Raw genomic sequence first — 16,715 nt, 5'->3', positions numbered from 1 at the left:
ACAACCTTACTTTTGAGCTCGCTGCCATTGCACCAACCATTTATCAAGATGGTTCGCAAACTGCTGGCGATCAGCCTGACTTAATGGCGCAGGCCCTCCTGTTTGGATACCGCTGCTACGCATGGTCTCCATAAAATCACGAATATTCAAACGTGATTTGATGTTCTCTTTGGTAAACAACTCACCGCGCGAGCTCAGTGCATGGCCGCCTTTGGTGATGATTTCGTCCGCAAGCGGAATATCACTGGTGATCACCAAGTCACCCGTTTGGCAGCGTTTTACTATCTCATTATCAGCCACATCAAATCCGGCTTGAACTTGTAGCATGGTTACCTTTGGTGAGGCTGGAGTGCGAATAAACTGGTTAGCTACCAAGGTCACTTCAACTCCAGTACGCTCAGAAGCACGAAACAAGATGTCTCGTACTACGACAGGACAAGCGTCCGCATCTACCCAAATTTTCATTCTTCATTATTCCTAAAAACGGTCTACTGACGCTATTAGACCGTAATTACTAGGGACTTAATAGCGTTATTTAAACTTAACCGCCGTTCCGCTAACACTCACCATCATCATGCTACCGCCACTACCTATCACTTCGTAGTCGATATCAATACCGACAATACCATCTGCACCCAACTCACGAGCTCTGGACTCCATCTCTTGGAAAGCGATCTCACGCGCGCGTCCCATCTCTCGCTCATAGGCACCTGAACGACCGCCAACCACATCGCGAATCGCGCCAAACATGTCTTTGAAAATGTTGGCTCCTAATATTGCCTCGCCAACAACAACACCCAAATAGTCTTGAACCGGGCGACCTTCAACAACTGAAGTGGTAGTTTTGATCATCATTCTTTCCTTAATAGTGTGTGATATAGAAGGCCTTACAAGGTTAGCCTCGGCTGTATAAAGTCAACGAATGCCGAGATACGACGAGCCACCGTCGATGACTTGTAATAAACAGCATTGACCAACTCTCGCTCTGTGTTGTGGAGTTTTTGATCCTCTAGCAAAGAGACGAGTCGACCTTCTTCAATATCTTTTTGAACCATAAAACCAGACAAGCAAGCCACACCATTTGCGTTGAGGGCTAACTGACGTATGGTTTCACCATTTCCCGAAGTAATCAGTGGTTTCAAAGGTTGGAACCCTTTTAGAGGCCATTGGTTCAATACTTTTGGTGCCGTAAAACCAATCACTTGATGCTGAGACAATTCCAACGCTGTTTTAGGTACACCATGTTGGACGAGATATTCTGGTGACGCCACAATGTAGAGTGGGCTTTTACCAAGCAGTCTTGCATGTAATGTGGAATCTTTTAGCTGTCCGATTCGAATTGCCACATCCGTTCTTTTTTCTAACAGATCAACAAAGCCTTCATTAGAAGTCAGCTCCAGCTCAATATCTGGAAAGGCTTGTTTGAACTCTTGAATAAGTGGCACCAACTGATGGAAAACGAACGGGCTTGCAGCATCTACACGAAGATGACCCTTGGGTAGTTCACCTCGCGTTACGATTTCTTCTTCAGCTTGTTTGATAATATCAAGCCCGCGTCGAACCGATTCGATAAACTGCTTCCCTTCAAAAGTGAGCTCAATACGTCGAGTCGTCCGGTTCAAAATAGAAACACCAAGCTGCTTTTCTACTTTGCTTACTGCTCGCGATACCCTAGCGACCTGAATATCAAGCACATCCGCAGCCGCAGAGAACCCACCGCTATCCACGACTGTAAGCAAAATATCCAAATCATCTGAACGGGTCAGCATCCAATCTCTCCAACAATGTTATTACCTTCATTTATAGCAAAAGTAATTTGATAAAATCACTATTTTTCGCAAATAACCTTTCTTTAATAATGCTCGCTATCTACTACACAACTAATGAGAACAACAATGCCAATCGCTCTATTCGCATTAACACTCAGTGCCTTTGCTATCGGCACGACTGAATTTGTCATCGTTGGATTAATTCCAACCATGGCTGCCGATTTATCCGTTTCGCTCCCTTCCGCCGGGCTCCTAGTGAGTTTATATGCTTTGGGCGTTGCGGTCGGCGCGCCTGTATTAACCGCTTTAACTGGCAATTGGCCACGTAAAAAAGTGCTCCTGACCGTGATGAGTTTGTTTGTCTTGGGTAACCTGTTAGCTTGGCAAGCCCCCGGCTATAACACCCTTGTTATGGCACGTATACTGACCGGCCTTGCCCATGGCGTATTTTTCTCAATTGGCTCCACCATTGCGACAGGCTTAGTGTCGAAAGAAAAGGCAGCCAGCGCGATCGCGATAATGTTCACTGGTCTAACTGTTGCTTTGGTTACAGGTGTGCCGCTTGGTACATACATTGGGCAAACCTTTGGCTGGCAGGCGACATTTCTCATCGTAGCCTTGCTAGGGTTGATTGCTCTTATTGGCAGTGCGGCATTGATACCAAGTAATCTGAAACAGCCACCAGCAACCAAGTTGTCTGCTCAACTTAAAGTGCTTACTCAACCGAGACTGCTACTCGTCTATGCGATCACAGCACTGGGGTACGGGGGGACGTTTACCGCGTTTACTTTCTTAGCGCCAATTCTAGAAGAGGTGTCTGGGTTTAACTCAAGCGCAATCGGCCTAATCATGTTGGTGTATGGTGTATCAGTTGCCATTGGCAATATTTGGGGCGGAAAAATGGCCGACACTATGGGACCAATTAAAGCCTTAACGGTTATCTTTGTCGGCCTCGCTCTGGTTCTATTGGTGTTTAACTTCACTGCATACAACTCAATCGCCGCAGTAATGACAATTCTCGTTTGGGGTGCCTTTGCTTTTGGTAATGTTCCCGGCTTACAGGTTTATGTGGTCAAGCTAGCGGAGAAATACGCACCTGATGCAGTCGATGTTGCCTCTGGTTTAAACATCGCCGCATTTAACGTAGGTATTGCGTTGGGATCTTGGGGAGGTGGCGTTATTGTTGAGCAAGCGGGATTAATGAACACCCCTTGGGTTGGCGCAATGATCGTGTTGGCTGCTCTCGTCCTTACTCGCGTAAGCGGCGCACTGGATAAGCGCTCACTGAGATTGCAACGAGTATAATGAAACCAATACTCAGCCCTTATCATATGGGCTGAGTGTCATTTCACACGCATAAGGCGATGCTTAACATCCTCTAGCTCAAACTCTTCGACTTGCGAGCGTCGCATCTGATCTACTTGCTCTATCATTACTGTGGAATAACCTTTGCGTTTCATCCACTGCATTGGCTCAGAAAAGCTATCTTCGTTCACCACGTAAGACTCGCCTTTATGCACTCCTTCATACACACTGACAACCCAGACGCGAGATTGAAAATCTAATACTTCAAGTAGTTGTGACTTCACTCGTTTCAACAAATTCATAGCTAACTCATAAACAACCAAACACCAACACCCATCATTAGCGTGCCAGCAATACGATTAAGAAGTCGAACGTTTTGCGATTGCCCAAGTAGGCGTTTCAGCCCTTTCCCGCCAGTTGCGTACAAAGTCATACAGATAAACTCGAATACCAAGATTATCGAGACCAATACAATCAGCTGAGGGGCTAAGTCAGCACTCTGGTCGATAAACGGAGGAAGCAAAGAGATCATAAACGCCCAGCCTTTAGGGTTAGCGATCGCAGTGACAAAGCCTTGCACCACCAAATCCCAATCACTTGAAGGTTGCGGAGCTTGTTCATCTAGGTTAATAGCAAGCTTACCTTTTGAGCGCCACATCTGAATGCCTAGATAAAACAGGTAACTGCCCCCAATGAGCTTCAGTGCTACAAATAACCACGGATAATTGAGCATCACAGCAGCAATACCGAGGACAGCAGCGACAGCCACTAGACCGACACCAACTAACTCCCCTGCCATCATCCACAGCGCTCGGCGATAGCCAATACTCATGCCTAAGGTCAGCGCTAACGTCATGCACATCCCAGGAGTAATTGAAACGAAGAAAAAAGTCGGAATAAACATTCCCAGCAAAGCGGTATTCATAGTTGAGATTTTTATCGTTATTTGTTGTGTTATGCGTCTAACATAAAGCAATGAACTCTTAAAACCAATACACGTAATTGGTTGGATTAGTGGTGACAACGCTAAATGATATTATAATCAGTCTATTAACTGTTTCTCACTCATAAGGGGCTAGGCTTGTTCACTCTCATTTGGCGCATGCTTACACTATTGTGTTTCACTTGGTTGGTTGGCTGTGCGTCGGTGGATCCAAGCACGCTGCCTGAAAAAGCCACCTCCACTCATTTGGGTTATCAACAGAGTAGCCCACTCGCCAAATACTTTGAGTTTGATAAGCACCCCGATCCTTCCCTGACTGGATTTTTACCCTTAGATCAAGGCGAAGACGCTCTTCTAGCCCGCCTAGCCTTGATTGAATCGGCACAAAGTTCGCTTGATTTACAGTACTACATCTATCGTAATGACGAGACAAGCCAACTCCTGACTTGGCGACTCTACGAGGCAGCGGAGCGAGGGGTTAGGGTTCGCTTGCTGCTCGATGATATGCAGGATAGAGGTGATGATAAACTGGCTGCACTCAATACCCACCCGAACATTGAGATTCGCCTGTTTAACCCTCACCACTATCGAAGTGCCCGAATAATAGCGATGGCAAGCGACTTCCAAAGACTCAATCGACGTATGCACAACAAGTCTTTCACTGCCGATAGCGTTGCTTCTATCGTAGGTGGACGCAACATAGGCAATGAGTACTTTTCATTTGAGTCTAATGTCGAGTTTGGTGACTTTGATGTGCTTTTATATGGTAAAGCCGTTGAACAAACCGCCGAGCAGTTTGACCTCTATTGGAACAGCCTTTACGCCATTCCAATGGAGTGGATCGTTGAAAATGCAGAACGCCCAAATGACAGCGCTATTGAACAAGAAGTCGCGAAAAGAAAGCTCGGCGAAAAGTTCTCCGAAGGACAATACGACTTCACTGAGTTAGATCTATACGAGCAGCTCGTCGCAGGTGATTTGGATATGTATTGGGGAGAAGGTGTTGTTTGGTATGACTTACCTGACAAAGTCGCCACACAGCAGAGCCAACTGGTTGATAATTTAAGTGAACTACTAGCAGATATTGATTCCTCAATTGTACTGATTTCTCCTTATTTCGTTCCTACCGAATCTGGAACAACCGCTTTGGTAGAAGCGGCTCAACGAGGAATAGACGTTACCGTTGTGACTAACAGTCTCGCCTCAAACGATGTGTTTGCCGTTCATGGCTGGTATGCGAAATACCGTGAAGCGCTCGTCAAAGGTGGGGTAGAACTATGGGAAACCAAAGCCAGTGCCGATCTTGAAAGTAAATGGAGTGTAACAGGTAGCAGTCGTTCAAGTTTGCACGCCAAAATGATTTTCATCGATGGAAACACTCTATTTGTCGGCTCTATGAACTGGGACCCTCGCTCTGCATACCTCAACACAGAAATGGCAGTGGTCATAGAACAAAAGCGCTTTGTAGAAGAATCTCTCGAAGAGCTACCAAAAAGCTTAGAGAAAAATGCCTATCAAATAGTCATTCAAGACGGTGACATTGCGTGGAAAGATCTCTCTTCTGGGGAATTGTTAACCTCTGAACCAGACGCCAGTATTTGGCGAAAAATGGGCGCTTGGGTTTCGGGATTACTGCCAATTGAAGAACAACTCTAGCCCTATGATTTCATGTTAAAAACTGCATAAGCCTCGACTATATATGCAGTTTTTAACACCTCATACCAGTATATGCATTTAGATTCTCAAGTAATGAGAAACCCGTATATATTAACAAGCAGTCTTTTCCGTGTTACAAAATGGGTTTTATAGATAATTCCGTTAATCATACTGGTTAAAAACCTGTTAAATGACATAAAATTCTAGTGATGAATGTCACATCTATAAATCTAGTCAGTTATTTTGCTTTTTGATTTTTCGATCTGCCTGCTAACCTCCTGCTCGCCTTGAAGTGAACTCAAGGTGCATAACTATAAGGAGTGTTCACTATGAATACCAAGAAACCGATGTCGCTAACCAGCCGCGTAATTCTAGGTATGGTTGCGGGTATCTTGACAGGATTTGCGATTCGCAGTCTCTTTGCTGACAACGGATTTGTCGATGCATATATTGTAAATGGATTATTTGAAGTCGGCGGCCAGATCTTTGTCGCTAGCTTGAAAATGCTTGTTGTCCCACTAGTCTTCGTTTCACTAGTTTGCGGTACAAGCTCTCTAAAAGACCTTTCTACACTGGGTCGTATGGGTGGTAAAACACTCGCGTTCTATGTTGCAACCACAGCCGTTGCCATCACTCTTGCCCTTACCATGGGTAACCTTTTCCAGCCGGGCGCAGGTGCAGACTTAACTGCCGCAAGCTCGTTTAAATCGGCGGAAGCACCCTCTCTTGGTCAGGTGATCATTGATATGTTCCCGACCAACCCAATTAGCGCAATGGCAGAAGGTAAAACCCTTCAAGTTATCGTCTTTGCTGTGCTTTTTGGTATTGCAATCAGCGCTGCGGGTAAACCGGGCGAGCGTATTGCCTCTTTCTTCTCAGATCTCAATGAAGTGATCATGAAGCTTGTTGCTATCCTAATGAACCTTGCGCCATACGGTGTGTTCTTCTTGATGGCCAAGCTATTCACTGGCTTAGGTCTTGGCGCTATCGTCAATCTAGCGGAGTACTTCCTTGTACTAGCAGGAACGCTATTGCTGCACGGCCTAGTGACTTACAGCGTGATGCTAAAAGGCTTTACGGGTCTTAGCCCAATTACCTTCTTGAAGAAGATGGAAGATGCGATCATGTTTGCTTTCTCTACGGCTTCTTCAAATGCGACGATTCCAGTCACAATGGAAACAGCGAAGAACCGTATGGGTGTTGAAAACCGTGTCTCTTCATTCACTGTGCCATTGGGCGCAACAGTGAACATGGACGGTACGGCGATCATGCAAGGTGTCGCGACCGCGTTTATTGCTCAAGCATTCAACATTGATCTCACTATGGGTGATTACCTTATGGTGATCATGACGGCAACTCTAGCGTCAATTGGTACTGCGGGTGTTCCAGGTGTTGGTCTTGTCATGTTAGCCATGGTGCTAAACCAAGTTGGTCTACCACTAGAAGGTATCGCTCTTATTATGGGTGTAGACCGTCTACTTGATATGATCCGTACCGCGGTAAACATCACAGGTGATAGTGCAGTGACCATCATTGTTGCTAAATCCGAAGGTGCGCTAGATGAAAATCGCTTCAATGACCCAATGGCGGGTGTAAAAGAAGAAGAAGTTCATCTCAAACACTCTGAAGTGTAATTTCAAATTCAATGATACCAACCCGAGAAATTTTATTTCTCGGGTTTTCTCTTTCTAGTCAAACAGTTTCTTTCCAATCCCTCAATTGTGGTCAATTTCTTCCCTTTGACCATACGCAAAGCAGGTATTTCCAAACCATAATTGACATAATTGTTAATTAAACTTTTAGGGGAGCGTTGCTTTATGCTATTCAAACATTGGTTGATATCATTAGTTAGCTTGTTAACTAGTGCACTGTGGTCGATCACCACCTTAGCGTCCCCTCCATTTGACGTACCACCCGGTCTTGCCGTTGCAGCCGCAGCTCAAGCGAAACACAGCCAAGAACTACTTCAGACAACCGGTGTTGTAGGTCACGGCCTTGCGGTTGATGAAAATGGCCAAGGTATCATTGTTGTCTTTACTCACGATCCCAAGCCTAAAGGCACACCAAAATGGTTGGATGGCGTTGCGGTTAAAGAAGTTTATACGGGCCAGTTTTATTCCCTCGCTCCTCCAAAATGTGGAGGGCCACCATCGCAACGTCCCCCTGAGTGTTTTTCCGATCCTGATCCCGAACCTGACCCTGTCGACCCAACAGCTCGGTTTGAGCGCCCCGTACCAATCGGAGTTTCAACAGGTCACCCAGCGATCACAGCAGGTACAATTGGCGCTCGTGTAACAAATGGCACTAACGTTTTTGCTCTCAGTAACAATCATGTATTTGCCAATTCCAATGACACTAATGTGCCGGAAAATATGCTACAACCAGGGCCTTTCGACGGCGGTACTGAACAAAACGACACCTTCGCTTCACTGACCGATTACGAGCCTATTCTATTTGATGGCTCCGCAAACATTATGGATGCGGCTGTCGCACTCACTAGTACAGGTGAACTAACAACTTCAACTCCTGCCGATGGTTACGGAACACCCGACAGCACAGTCAATGAGGCTGTTATAGGTATGTCGGTCAAGAAATATGGCCGAACAACTGGTTTCACTCAAGGTACTGTTGACGCCATTAACGCTTCTGTCAATGTCTGCTACGAGGGATCTTCAACTTGTACGAAATTGGCGCTCTTTGTCGGACAAATCGTTGTCACACCGGGAACATTTAGCGCCGGAGGAGATTCGGGTTCACTTATTGTGAGTAGCAATGGCAACAATCCAGTTGGATTGCTGTTTGCGGGTTCATCCTCGCATACTATAGCCTCACCGATTGAACCTGTATTGGTGCGCTTTGGAGTGAGTATCGACTCTGATGCACCGCCACCTCCTCCACCTCCAAGCGGAGATTTCTCTTTGACGGCTTCAGGCTATAAAGTCAAAGGCTTCCATAAAGTAAACTTAGAATGGTCTGGTAGCGAAGCTTCAAATGTCGATGTTTACCGAGATGGTTCAGTCGTGGATACCGTGAGTAACTCTGGCTTTTATACTGATCACATTAATAACAAAGGCGGAGCAAGCTATAGCCATAAGCTCTGTGAAGCCGGCACCAGTTCATGTTCCAACACGGTTGTTACGAACTTCTAGCAATACAAAGCACAGTGCGCTCTGGGCTTTAATATCTCCAATGAAATTGTCCGATGTAATAAAGCTGCAAGAGCAATGGCAAGGCGAGTGGATGAAAATCGGAAGGGGTAGTGGGTGTCGCCATTGCTGAGTCCAGTGGAGCGGCTTACTTAGTTATATATAGCGCCCTCCCTAAATTAGTCATTGAGCACAAGATCCCCAAAAGCGTTCAAGGTGTAGAAATCAAGATTATTGAAACGGAGCGTATTAATACACACAACAAGTAGCGCGCCCTCTTACAAGCACTTGTCGCATAAAAAATGCCCCAATAATTGATTACTCAACCATTGGGGCAGATTCATTATCTTATTTATGGTGTTTTCTATTTCACTAACATGGCGATCTTTTTCAGGAAGCTATCTCTAAGATGCTCTTGGTCATAATCAAGATGATAGGTATTGTGAAAGCCAATTTTTAGCTCGACACCATTACCTCGCATATATACATTGTACCCATCGTAATCAGAGAAGGCTTCAACACCTTCATAGATCTTGCCATGCTCAGTTGGTGAGCCGTTCGCCATCACCGTTTCGTAAGCTTGTAGAACCTTGGTTGGATCAAGTTCGTTCTTCATAGATCACCTCCTTTCCCTATCCAAACCTACGTAAATGGTTCGAATAGCGATTACTAAAAAGTATGAGCGGTGATTGAGGTTTTCGCCATCTCCAAGCTTGAGCCAAATCAAAACTCTAAGCGTTATTGTTTTCGCGAACTAGCTCTGACAATGTTTTTAATCGTTGATCGCTATTCTTAACGTATGGGTTATCTAGATCCCATGCATACCCCGCTAAGATAGCGCTGATCATTTGCTTAATTCTAGGATTGGGGTTCTGGTAGAAGATAACATCTTGCAGAATACCGCTATACCAGCCTTCGACATAAGTTCGGAAAGTATTTACACCAACCATCAGCGGCTTAGCATACTCTTGATTCCAATCCACCTCTTGCCCATTTAGCTGTTTCACCACGCACTCGGCAGCATACTGGGCCGACTTCATCGCAATGGTCACACCGGAAGAAAATACCGGATCAAGAAACTCTCCTGCATTGCCTAGCAGAGCGTAGTGTTTGGTCGCGAGCTGTTTTACGTTCGCTGAGTATCCGCCTAGCTCTCCCGCAGGGTTTGGATATTCTGCATTGGCAAGCAAACGAGCTAAGCCAGACTCTTCATTCGCCAATTGCTTAATAGCGGCAATTTTATCTTCCGGGTAGCGGTCAAAGAACTCAGGTTCCCCCACCACACCAAAAGAACATACTCCATTGGAAAACGGAATCAACCAGTACCAGACATCGTGATTTTCAGGGTGCACTGAAATTAGAATCTTGTTGCGGTCGTACTCTAACGCTTGTGGGTCAATGTTATCAACGATATGGGTGAAGATAGCTTTGCGTGGCGGAAGACAAGAAGGTTCTTCAAGGTCGAGCATTCTTGGTAACACTCGCCCAAAGCCACTCGCATCCAGCACATAGTCTGCTTCTATTTGGTAGCTCTCACCCTGCTCATCTTTAACTGTCAGCAAAGAGCGATCACCAACAAACTCAAGTTCAGTTAATTCATGTTGATATCGAATTTCTACCCCTTGAGTCTCTGCGCTATCAGCGAGGACTTTATCGAAATTACCTCGCAGAACTTGGAACGTCGTCCCTGGACCTGAAGTGAATTTATCTGTGAAATCAAACTGGGTGTATACGCCATTGCGTCTAAACGCTGCGCCATCTTTGTACTGAAAGCCGTATTTATTAACCGCATCAAGCATGCCAGCTTGCTCTACCACTTCCATACACGCGGGAAGTAGACTTTCTCCTATAGAAAAGCGTGGAAACTGCGCCTTTTCGATAACAATTACGTTTATGTCTTGCGCGTTTAACAACGCAGAAACGGTAGAACCTGAAGGCCCTGCACCAACTACAACGACTTGGGTAATTTCTTTTTTCATAATTTTTATTGTGATTTTAGCTTGAGCAGCGTATGCCCAAGACCAATATTATCTGTTCTTTCTTCAACGACTAAACCTGCTGCTTCAATGATCTCTAAGAAATCGTCGCTACGATAAAAACGGCTATTGCCATTGGCTAGGCAGGTAAAGTAGAGAGAAGTGGCATTCAAACTAAAAGAAGCGGCGTCGTATTTTTGCGCGTCCCAGAACAACTCAAGAATGTAAATCGAATCGCCGTCGCGAAGCTGACCTTTGACTTTCTTGAGGATATTAAGAATTTCCATTGGCGAGAAGCAATCTAAGAACTGGCTCATCCACCAAACATCGGCGCTTTCTGGCAATACTTGCTGCTTATCGAGCATATTGGCAGGATGCGGATGAACTCGATTTGCAAAGCCCTGCTCCTTGGCATTTTTCATTGCCATCTCAAGCTGTTGAGGTAAATCCACAATGGTAATCTCAACATCTTGGTTGTAGTTACAGCATTGCATTGCCCACTTACCCGTGTTGCCACCAATATCAACAAGGGTTTTCGGTTGGCTTTTAAATACTTCTTCAAGTAGAACCGGGAATGAACGGTCAGAATAGAAGTGGTCAAATTTAAACCAACTCTCTTTTGCTTGTTCCGGCAGAGTCGACAGACCTTGATAGATGGTCTCCCAGTCTCCTAACTCCTTCAAGCCAGCAGGTTTGCCTTCGACAATCGCTTCAGTGAGGTGCATCATCGCCGCGTAACAAACATCAGCCGTAAAATCCATGTTGGCATTGGTCATGCCATCATGGAGGATAAAGAAGCCTAAGTTTGCTAGGCAATAGTTAGGTTTTTCCCACAACACGATATTGGCGCTGATCGCCATATCAAGCAACACTTTAACGCCATACTCAGAAACCTGAGTTTGCTGAGCAATCTCAGCCGCATTTAGACCTTTTTCACCAGCTTTATCTAGTGCAGACAAAATACCTAAATCACGTAAAGTGCGCGCTGTTTGGAACACGATTGGAGCAAATGATAGCTTTTGAGCTTCTGTTTTTGCTTCTAGAGCATTAAACGGGTCTTTGTTTTCTTGTACCACGAAAAACCTAACTATTAGTTGATTAAATGATTATTGTGCAGACGCTGTTAGTGCAAGCTGCTTCTTAATATCTACGTTTAAGTTGTTAATCCAACGATTGTAGTTACGGTGAATTTTGCCATCACCTGCTTTTAAGTTTTCTGAGTTGAGATAAATAATTGAGTAAAACTTGTCGTTATATGGAATTTTTACTTCCGCATAATGCGAGCGAACGTGTAATTTCGCATTTAGCTCATTTTCAGAAACTTCATCTACGATCCAACCGCGGTTCATGGCAGCTTGCATAATCGCCATCTTAACTTGTTTACTTTGAAGATTATAAGCAACTGGAGTATCCTCAACGTTCATTACTGGCTGAACGCGACCACAACCGACAAGTAGCAATGCTAGCAATACTGAGCTGAGTAACTTTAGTGGTGACATATTAATAATTCCTTATTAGGTGTTTAGTCTTTAATAGTATTTCGCTGTAAAAACGACAATTCAATATCTTATGCTAAATTCAGATATCAACATCTCATTTAACATCGACGCGTGGCTCGCGCATTCTAACGGATTCTCAGTGTCTCAAAACTGGGAAAGTTGGGCAAATAGCTTACAGTGGCCTGAAGAGGACAAATTAATTACCTCTGCGATTCCACCCATGATGCGCCGCAGAATGAGTAATCTGAGCAAGCTTGCCGTTCAAACGACCATTGAACTCCTAAACGAGCACGAGGTCGACTACCTGGTCTTCGCCAGTCGTCATGGAGAGCTGCACCGCAGTGTCAAACTTGTCGACGATATCTTAAATGGTGAAGAAGCTTCTCCGATGGCGTTTTCTCAGTCGGTACACAATACTGCAGCAGGTCTTGCCACCATCGCGACCAAAAAACCTATTCCTCTTACTTCTATTGCTGCTTCAGAAAATACGTTCCAAAGTGCGATTATCGAAGCCTGGTTGTACTTAAACGATCATCCAGACAGCAAAGTATTGGTTGTCGATTTCGATGAGCCACTACCTGACGCTTACGAGAAGTACGAAAACCAGAGCTATCGCGGTTACGGCTTAGGACTTGTTGTTTCAAATGGCAACGGCTTCTCGCTATCGCAGCATCAAACTAGCGAGACATCAGCCCAAACACTGCCACAAGGATTAGAATTCATCCGTCATTTCTTGTCTAATCAAAGCCAATGGAAAATTGAATCCCCACAACAGACATGGACTTGGCAGAGAAATTAATGAAAACATTCGATCAACATTGGCGTGTTTTCGCGACGGGATTCTGCTTCTCTGTTTTTGGCCTTGGCGGCTTAACCCTGAGTTTCGTCGTAATCCCCGCAATTCACCTATTGACCAAAGATCAAACGGTTCGAGAGTACCGTGTTCAAGGTGCCATTCAGCGTTCATTCAATCTGTTTTGTAAACTGATGAAGTTCACTGGTGCGATTGATTACAAAATTGTCGGCGCTGAACTTCTACAACAAGACAGAAACTGCTTAATCGTTGCCAACCATCCAAGCCTTATTGACTATGTTTTAATTGCATCACAATTGAAACGATGTGACTGCTTAGTTAAATCTGCCATTTGGGCCAATCCGTTTATGAAGCATATTGTTAAAGCAGCAGGTTACATTCCAAATGAAACGCCTGATGACTTGCTGGCAATATGCGAAGAGCGTTTTGAACAAGGCAACGTATTACTCGTTTTCCCAGAAGGCACCCGAACCACACCAGGAGTTGAATCGAAACTCCAACGAGGTTCAGCACAAATCGCAGTGCGAACTGAACGAGATTTGCGCGTTATCCATATTAGCGTTTCTCCGAGCTTTCTCACAAAAGAGACAAAATGGTATCAAGTTCCCCCTACCAAGCCTTTTTTCCTTGTTGAAGTTAAGGATAAAGTTGAGGTTAAACCATTTATAGAGCAAACTACGTCCCCAACAATTGCCGCTCGCCGTTTGCAGCAGCATTTATCAGAGACGATCTTTCCAGAAAATTACTAGTGACAAGTAGGCCCAAGTGGAAAAACTACACAACGAAATAAAACAACTTATAATTGATGCACTAAATCTAGAAGATTTAACCATTGACGATATTGAGACAGACGCTCCACTGTTTGGTGATGGTCTTGGCCTAGACTCAATCGATGCGTTAGAGCTAGGTTTAGCGATTAAGAAGAAATACAACATTGTCATCGATGCGGATGATTCAAATACTCGCGAACACTTTGCTTCAGTGAGTAATTTAGCGAAGTATATTTCTTCACAGATCAGTGAATAATCCGTAGGTACACCCATGACAGATGTAAATAAAGAACAGGTATTTGCTCAAGTAAAGGACGCGCTTGAAGAGTTATTTGAGATTGATGCTGCGGATATCGTGCCTGAAGCGCACTTGTATCAAGATCTTGATTTAGACAGCATTGACGCTGTTGACCTAGTAGTTCACCTGCAGAACGTGACAGGCAAAAAAATCAAACCCGCTGAGTTCAGTACTGTGCGTACTGTTGAAGACGTGGTTAACGCAGTGACTGAGCTTCTTAAGGAAGCCTAATGCGCCAACTGCTGACAGTTCTGTCTGCACTTGTCCTGCTCGCTTATCCATTCGCCGTTTACTTCGGCATAGATAAATACGGCCTTTCCATGGTGGGGATTCTATTGATCGCCGCCTTGGGAGCACGCCTCCTGTCCGTACATCGTACCAAACTAAAAGAACTCAAATACGTCGCGCAAGTTACCGCTGTTACGGGTATCTCACTCGTTGGATTAGGTATCCTGTTCAAACAACATGGCTGGTTGATGTTCTACCCTGTTGTTGTCAACTTATGTATGCTGGTTGTGTTTGCTTCTAGCTTGAAGCAGCCCCAGACCATCATAGAACGTTTGGCACGCCTTCAAGAACCCGACCTACCTCAAAGCGGTGTTGATTACACGCGTAAAGTCACCATAGTTTGGTGTCTATTCTTTGTTCTCAATGGTTTGACTGCCCTGTATACCTGTTTCCAACCTATCGAAGTTTGGACACTATACAACGGACTGATCAGCTACATTCTTGCTGGTAGCTTGTTTGCAATTGAGTGGGTTGTGCGTCAGTTTATTCGTAAGGATCACTCATCAAAATGAACCTAGTTAACCCCGAATTTACTTCACTTGCTTCGCTTATGAACGCATCGCGCTTAAGCACAAAGCCAGTGGTATTCGAGCCAAACGAAACCATTACATGGGGTCAGTTTCAACAAGATGTGGCTGAGTTTTCTCAGCAGCTATCGCAACATTCGGCAGAGCGCGTCGCTCTGTGCTTTGGTAACAGCTATCTATTTGCGGTCAGTTTCTTTGCCAGTTGTTATGCTAGTAAAGCAATCATCCTACCGGGTAATTACCAAACTCAAGCCGTAGCGGAGCTTAATGAACATTTCGATCTCGTTATCCATGATGAGCAAGTCGTGGTAGCGCACGAACTGAAAGCACTACAGCTCAATCCCTACACACATTGGACGAGCAAAGAAGTTTCCTTTGATGCGTTATCACTCGAACAGATCTCGATAACCTTGTTCACTTCCGGCTCTAGCGGTAAAGCGAAAGCGATCAACAAAACGCTTTTACAGCTTGCAACTGAAATTGAAATATTAGAGTCACTGTGGGGACAAACCTTGGTAGATACACGTATCGAAAGTACCGTGTCTCACCAACACATCTATGGCTTACTGTTTCGCCTGTTATGGCCCTTGTGTGCAGGCAGGCCGTTTGCGCAGTTCAACCTTGAGTTTCCTGAGCAAATTGTCCACCACGCGGATGACAATACTGTCTTGGTTAGTAGTCCTGCCTTACTTAAGCGTTTGACAGAAGAGCATTCTAGCTCGCCACTACGCTGTGTGTTCTCCTCGGGCGGTCCCTTACCCCTAAGTGCAGCCAAACACAGCAATGAGTTGTTTACTCATCTTCCTATTGAAGTCTTCGGTAGTACAGAAACCGGAGGGATTGCATTTAGACAACAGCAAGACGCAACGACACCTTGGCAGCTGTTTCCGAGTGTAGAAGCAGAGCTAAATAGCGAAAATTGTCTAAGACTGCGTGCTCCGCACATTGCAGGTGATGAGTGGTATCAAACAGCGGATGAATGCCATTTCCATGATAAGGTGACCTTTGATCTAAAAGGGCGTACTGACCGAGTCGTGAAAATTGAGGAAAAACGTATTTCTTTGGTTGAGGTGGAAAAACGTTTGGAACAATTAGATTGCATTGAAGAAAGCGCGGTCATTCCAATGCAAGATGGGAACCGTTTAACACTTTGCGCAGTCATAGTATTAACCAACGCAGGCCAGCAAGAGGTGGAGCGACTTGGTAAAGGAAAGTTCTGGCTCTCTTTACGTAAAAGTCTGCGCGACTGGCTAGAGCCTATCGCGATTCCAAGAAAGTATCGCGTGCTAGCTGAAATTCCGCTCAACAGTCAAGGTAAGCGACAAGTCGCTGAAATTGAAAAGCTATTCCAAGAATAAAAGAACATGGATAAAAGAAAACCAACGATAATAGATGTAAAGACAATAGACTCAGAAACGACTTTAACTTTTAAAGTGGATGCTGACATATTGGATTTTCGTGGTCACTTTACTGATTTCCCGTTGCTACCGGGCGTCAGCCAAATCGATTGGGCGCTGTATTACGCCGTTGAACAGTTAAACACTCCACCGACCTTTAAAGGCATGGAAGTGATTAAATTCCAAGAGCCCATCTTGCCAGATATGACAGTAAACCTCGCACTGAACTGGGATGAAACAAAGCAAAAGCTCGCCTTCAAGTACAGTTCACAACAAGGTGAGAGGTTGGTTGTTCACTCTTCAGGTAAAATGAAGTTAGGTCAGTAA

General features: G+C 44.9%; 20 protein-coding genes. 11 read left to right on the top strand and 9 right to left on the bottom strand.

The window, feature by feature from the left end; translation table 11 throughout:
• Window positions 1-6 precede the first annotated feature (6 nt).
• From LYZ37_RS16565 to LYZ37_RS16555, 3 genes are all read right to left on the bottom strand, one after another.
• Window positions 7-465 carry a YaiI/YqxD family protein gene (locus LYZ37_RS16565; protein WP_049844698.1) on the bottom strand — a complete coding sequence of 153 codons (459 nt, stop codon included), beginning with the start codon at window positions 463-465 and terminating at the stop codon, window positions 7-9.
• A 66-nt stretch (window positions 466-531) separates the two neighbouring features.
• The gene (locus LYZ37_RS16560) at window positions 532-852 is read right to left on the bottom strand and encodes a heavy metal-binding domain-containing protein (protein ID WP_004744645.1); all 321 of its coding nucleotides are present in this window, start codon (window positions 850-852) and stop codon (window positions 532-534) included.
• Between the two features lie 35 nt (window positions 853-887).
• Window positions 888-1,769, bottom strand: coding sequence for a LysR family transcriptional regulator (locus tag LYZ37_RS16555; protein WP_272787975.1), 882 nt, complete (start codon window positions 1,767-1,769; stop codon window positions 888-890).
• 126 nt (window positions 1,770-1,895) lie between these two features.
• Between LYZ37_RS16555 and LYZ37_RS16550 the strand changes: the two genes are divergently transcribed.
• Window positions 1,896-3,074, top strand: coding sequence for an MFS transporter (locus tag LYZ37_RS16550; protein WP_272787974.1), 1,179 nt, complete (start codon window positions 1,896-1,898; stop codon window positions 3,072-3,074).
• 38 nt (window positions 3,075-3,112) lie between these two features.
• Here LYZ37_RS16550 and LYZ37_RS16545 read toward each other — a convergent pair whose 3' ends face one another.
• Window positions 3,113-3,376 carry a hypothetical protein gene (locus LYZ37_RS16545; protein WP_272787973.1) on the bottom strand — a complete coding sequence of 88 codons (264 nt, stop codon included), beginning with the start codon at window positions 3,374-3,376 and terminating at the stop codon, window positions 3,113-3,115.
• 2 nt (window positions 3,377-3,378) lie between these two features.
• Window positions 3,379-3,999 (bottom strand): LysE family translocator, encoded by a 621-nt coding sequence (locus LYZ37_RS16540; protein WP_004749102.1) that lies wholly within the window; start codon window positions 3,997-3,999, stop codon window positions 3,379-3,381.
• 177 nt (window positions 4,000-4,176) lie between these two features.
• On the opposite strand from LYZ37_RS16540, the gene LYZ37_RS16535 reads away from it, so the two are divergent.
• From LYZ37_RS16535 to LYZ37_RS16525, 3 genes are all read left to right on the top strand, one after another.
• Complete coding sequence (locus tag LYZ37_RS16535) at window positions 4,177-5,673, top strand: phospholipase D family protein (RefSeq protein WP_272788413.1); 1,497 nt, start codon at window positions 4,177-4,179, stop codon at window positions 5,671-5,673.
• A 329-nt stretch (window positions 5,674-6,002) separates the two neighbouring features.
• On the top strand, window positions 6,003-7,307 hold the full coding sequence (locus tag LYZ37_RS16530; protein ID WP_239851530.1) for a dicarboxylate/amino acid:cation symporter: 1,305 nt from the start codon (window positions 6,003-6,005) through the stop codon (window positions 7,305-7,307).
• A gap of 183 nt (window positions 7,308-7,490) precedes the next feature.
• A complete protein-coding gene (locus LYZ37_RS16525; protein ID WP_272787972.1) occupies window positions 7,491-8,822 on the top strand; it encodes a hypothetical protein in 1,332 nt (443 codons plus the stop codon).
• 361 nt (window positions 8,823-9,183) lie between these two features.
• On the opposite strand, the gene LYZ37_RS16520 is transcribed toward LYZ37_RS16525, so the two are convergent.
• From LYZ37_RS16520 to LYZ37_RS16505, 4 genes are all read right to left on the bottom strand, one after another.
• The gene (locus tag LYZ37_RS16520; RefSeq protein WP_272787971.1) at window positions 9,184-9,435 is read right to left on the bottom strand and encodes a DUF3081 domain-containing protein; all 252 of its coding nucleotides are present in this window, start codon (window positions 9,433-9,435) and stop codon (window positions 9,184-9,186) included.
• Between the two features lie 115 nt (window positions 9,436-9,550).
• The gene (locus tag LYZ37_RS16515) at window positions 9,551-10,798 is read right to left on the bottom strand and encodes an NAD(P)/FAD-dependent oxidoreductase (protein WP_272787970.1); all 1,248 of its coding nucleotides are present in this window, start codon (window positions 10,796-10,798) and stop codon (window positions 9,551-9,553) included.
• Between the two features lie 5 nt (window positions 10,799-10,803).
• Window positions 10,804-11,871 carry a class I SAM-dependent methyltransferase gene (locus LYZ37_RS16510; RefSeq protein ID WP_272787969.1) on the bottom strand — a complete coding sequence of 356 codons (1,068 nt, stop codon included), beginning with the start codon at window positions 11,869-11,871 and terminating at the stop codon, window positions 10,804-10,806.
• A gap of 30 nt (window positions 11,872-11,901) precedes the next feature.
• The gene (locus tag LYZ37_RS16505) at window positions 11,902-12,294 is read right to left on the bottom strand and encodes a hypothetical protein (RefSeq protein ID WP_171320570.1); all 393 of its coding nucleotides are present in this window, start codon (window positions 12,292-12,294) and stop codon (window positions 11,902-11,904) included.
• Window positions 12,295-12,364: 70 nt separating this feature from the next.
• Between LYZ37_RS16505 and LYZ37_RS16500 the strand changes: the two genes are divergently transcribed.
• Genes LYZ37_RS16500 through LYZ37_RS16470 form a run of 7 tightly spaced genes read left to right on the top strand, consistent with a single transcriptional unit; the run spans window position 12,365 to window position 16,715 of the window.
• Window positions 12,365-13,093, top strand: a complete 729-nt coding sequence (locus LYZ37_RS16500; RefSeq protein WP_272787968.1) for a beta-ketoacyl synthase chain length factor — start codon at window positions 12,365-12,367, stop codon at window positions 13,091-13,093.
• On the top strand, window positions 13,093-13,857 hold the full coding sequence (locus LYZ37_RS16495) for a lysophospholipid acyltransferase family protein (RefSeq protein ID WP_272787967.1): 765 nt from the start codon (window positions 13,093-13,095) through the stop codon (window positions 13,855-13,857). Before LYZ37_RS16500 ends, LYZ37_RS16495 begins: the two co-directional genes overlap by 1 nt.
• A gap of 16 nt (window positions 13,858-13,873) precedes the next feature.
• Window positions 13,874-14,134, top strand: a complete 261-nt coding sequence (locus LYZ37_RS16490; protein WP_004744631.1) for a phosphopantetheine-binding protein — start codon at window positions 13,874-13,876, stop codon at window positions 14,132-14,134.
• Window positions 14,135-14,149: 15 nt separating this feature from the next.
• Window positions 14,150-14,407 carry an acyl carrier protein gene (locus LYZ37_RS16485; protein WP_171320567.1) on the top strand — a complete coding sequence of 86 codons (258 nt, stop codon included), beginning with the start codon at window positions 14,150-14,152 and terminating at the stop codon, window positions 14,405-14,407.
• Complete coding sequence (locus LYZ37_RS16480) at window positions 14,407-14,976, top strand: hypothetical protein (protein ID WP_272787966.1); 570 nt, start codon at window positions 14,407-14,409, stop codon at window positions 14,974-14,976. The genes LYZ37_RS16485 and LYZ37_RS16480 overlap by 1 nt, the downstream gene beginning before the upstream one ends.
• The gene (locus tag LYZ37_RS16475) at window positions 14,973-16,349 is read left to right on the top strand and encodes an AMP-binding protein (protein ID WP_272787965.1); all 1,377 of its coding nucleotides are present in this window, start codon (window positions 14,973-14,975) and stop codon (window positions 16,347-16,349) included. The genes LYZ37_RS16480 and LYZ37_RS16475 overlap by 4 nt, the downstream gene beginning before the upstream one ends.
• 6 nt (window positions 16,350-16,355) lie before the next feature.
• Window positions 16,356-16,715 carry an ApeI family dehydratase gene (locus LYZ37_RS16470; RefSeq protein ID WP_272787964.1) on the top strand — a complete coding sequence of 120 codons (360 nt, stop codon included), beginning with the start codon at window positions 16,356-16,358 and terminating at the stop codon, window positions 16,713-16,715.

The organism is Vibrio tubiashii (assembly GCF_028551255.1).
GTDB lineage: Bacteria > Pseudomonadota > Gammaproteobacteria > Enterobacterales > Vibrionaceae > Vibrio > Vibrio tubiashii_B.
Note: the sequence above shows the minus strand (reverse complement) of the source record. Positions and strands in the feature narration are given on the sequence as shown.

Bases quoted from the DNA above. Each gene is read 5' to 3' on its own strand.
- LYZ37_RS16495 (WP_272787967.1), top strand. From the start codon at position 13,093: ATGAAAACATTCGATCAACATTGGCGTGTTTTCGCGACGGGATTCTGC.
- LYZ37_RS16545 (WP_272787973.1), bottom strand. From the start codon at position 3,376: ATGAATTTGTTGAAACGAGTGAAGTCACAACTACTTGAAGTATTAGAT.
- LYZ37_RS16560 (WP_004744645.1), bottom strand. From the start codon at position 852: ATGATCAAAACTACCACTTCAGTTGTTGAAGGTCGCCCGGTTCAAGAC.
- LYZ37_RS16535 (WP_272788413.1), top strand. From the start codon at position 4,177: ATGCTTACACTATTGTGTTTCACTTGGTTGGTTGGCTGTGCGTCGGTG.
- LYZ37_RS16480 (WP_272787966.1), top strand. From the start codon at position 14,407: ATGCGCCAACTGCTGACAGTTCTGTCTGCACTTGTCCTGCTCGCTTAT.
- LYZ37_RS16470 (WP_272787964.1), top strand. From the start codon at position 16,356: ATGGATAAAAGAAAACCAACGATAATAGATGTAAAGACAATAGACTCA.
- LYZ37_RS16500 (WP_272787968.1), top strand. From the start codon at position 12,365: ATGCTAAATTCAGATATCAACATCTCATTTAACATCGACGCGTGGCTC.
- LYZ37_RS16565 (WP_049844698.1), bottom strand. From the start codon at position 465: ATGAAAATTTGGGTAGATGCGGACGCTTGTCCTGTCGTAGTACGAGAC.
- LYZ37_RS16515 (WP_272787970.1), bottom strand. From the start codon at position 10,798: ATGAAAAAAGAAATTACCCAAGTCGTTGTAGTTGGTGCAGGGCCTTCA.
- LYZ37_RS16520 (WP_272787971.1), bottom strand. From the start codon at position 9,435: ATGAAGAACGAACTTGATCCAACCAAGGTTCTACAAGCTTACGAAACG.
- LYZ37_RS16540 (WP_004749102.1), bottom strand. From the start codon at position 3,999: ATGAATACCGCTTTGCTGGGAATGTTTATTCCGACTTTTTTCTTCGTT.
- LYZ37_RS16530 (WP_239851530.1), top strand. From the start codon at position 6,003: ATGAATACCAAGAAACCGATGTCGCTAACCAGCCGCGTAATTCTAGGT.
- LYZ37_RS16475 (WP_272787965.1), top strand. From the start codon at position 14,973: ATGAACCTAGTTAACCCCGAATTTACTTCACTTGCTTCGCTTATGAAC.
- LYZ37_RS16555 (WP_272787975.1), bottom strand. From the start codon at position 1,769: ATGCTGACCCGTTCAGATGATTTGGATATTTTGCTTACAGTCGTGGAT.
- LYZ37_RS16525 (WP_272787972.1), top strand. From the start codon at position 7,491: ATGCTATTCAAACATTGGTTGATATCATTAGTTAGCTTGTTAACTAGT.
- LYZ37_RS16485 (WP_171320567.1), top strand. From the start codon at position 14,150: ATGACAGATGTAAATAAAGAACAGGTATTTGCTCAAGTAAAGGACGCG.
- LYZ37_RS16550 (WP_272787974.1), top strand. From the start codon at position 1,896: ATGCCAATCGCTCTATTCGCATTAACACTCAGTGCCTTTGCTATCGGC.
- LYZ37_RS16505 (WP_171320570.1), bottom strand. From the start codon at position 12,294: ATGTCACCACTAAAGTTACTCAGCTCAGTATTGCTAGCATTGCTACTT.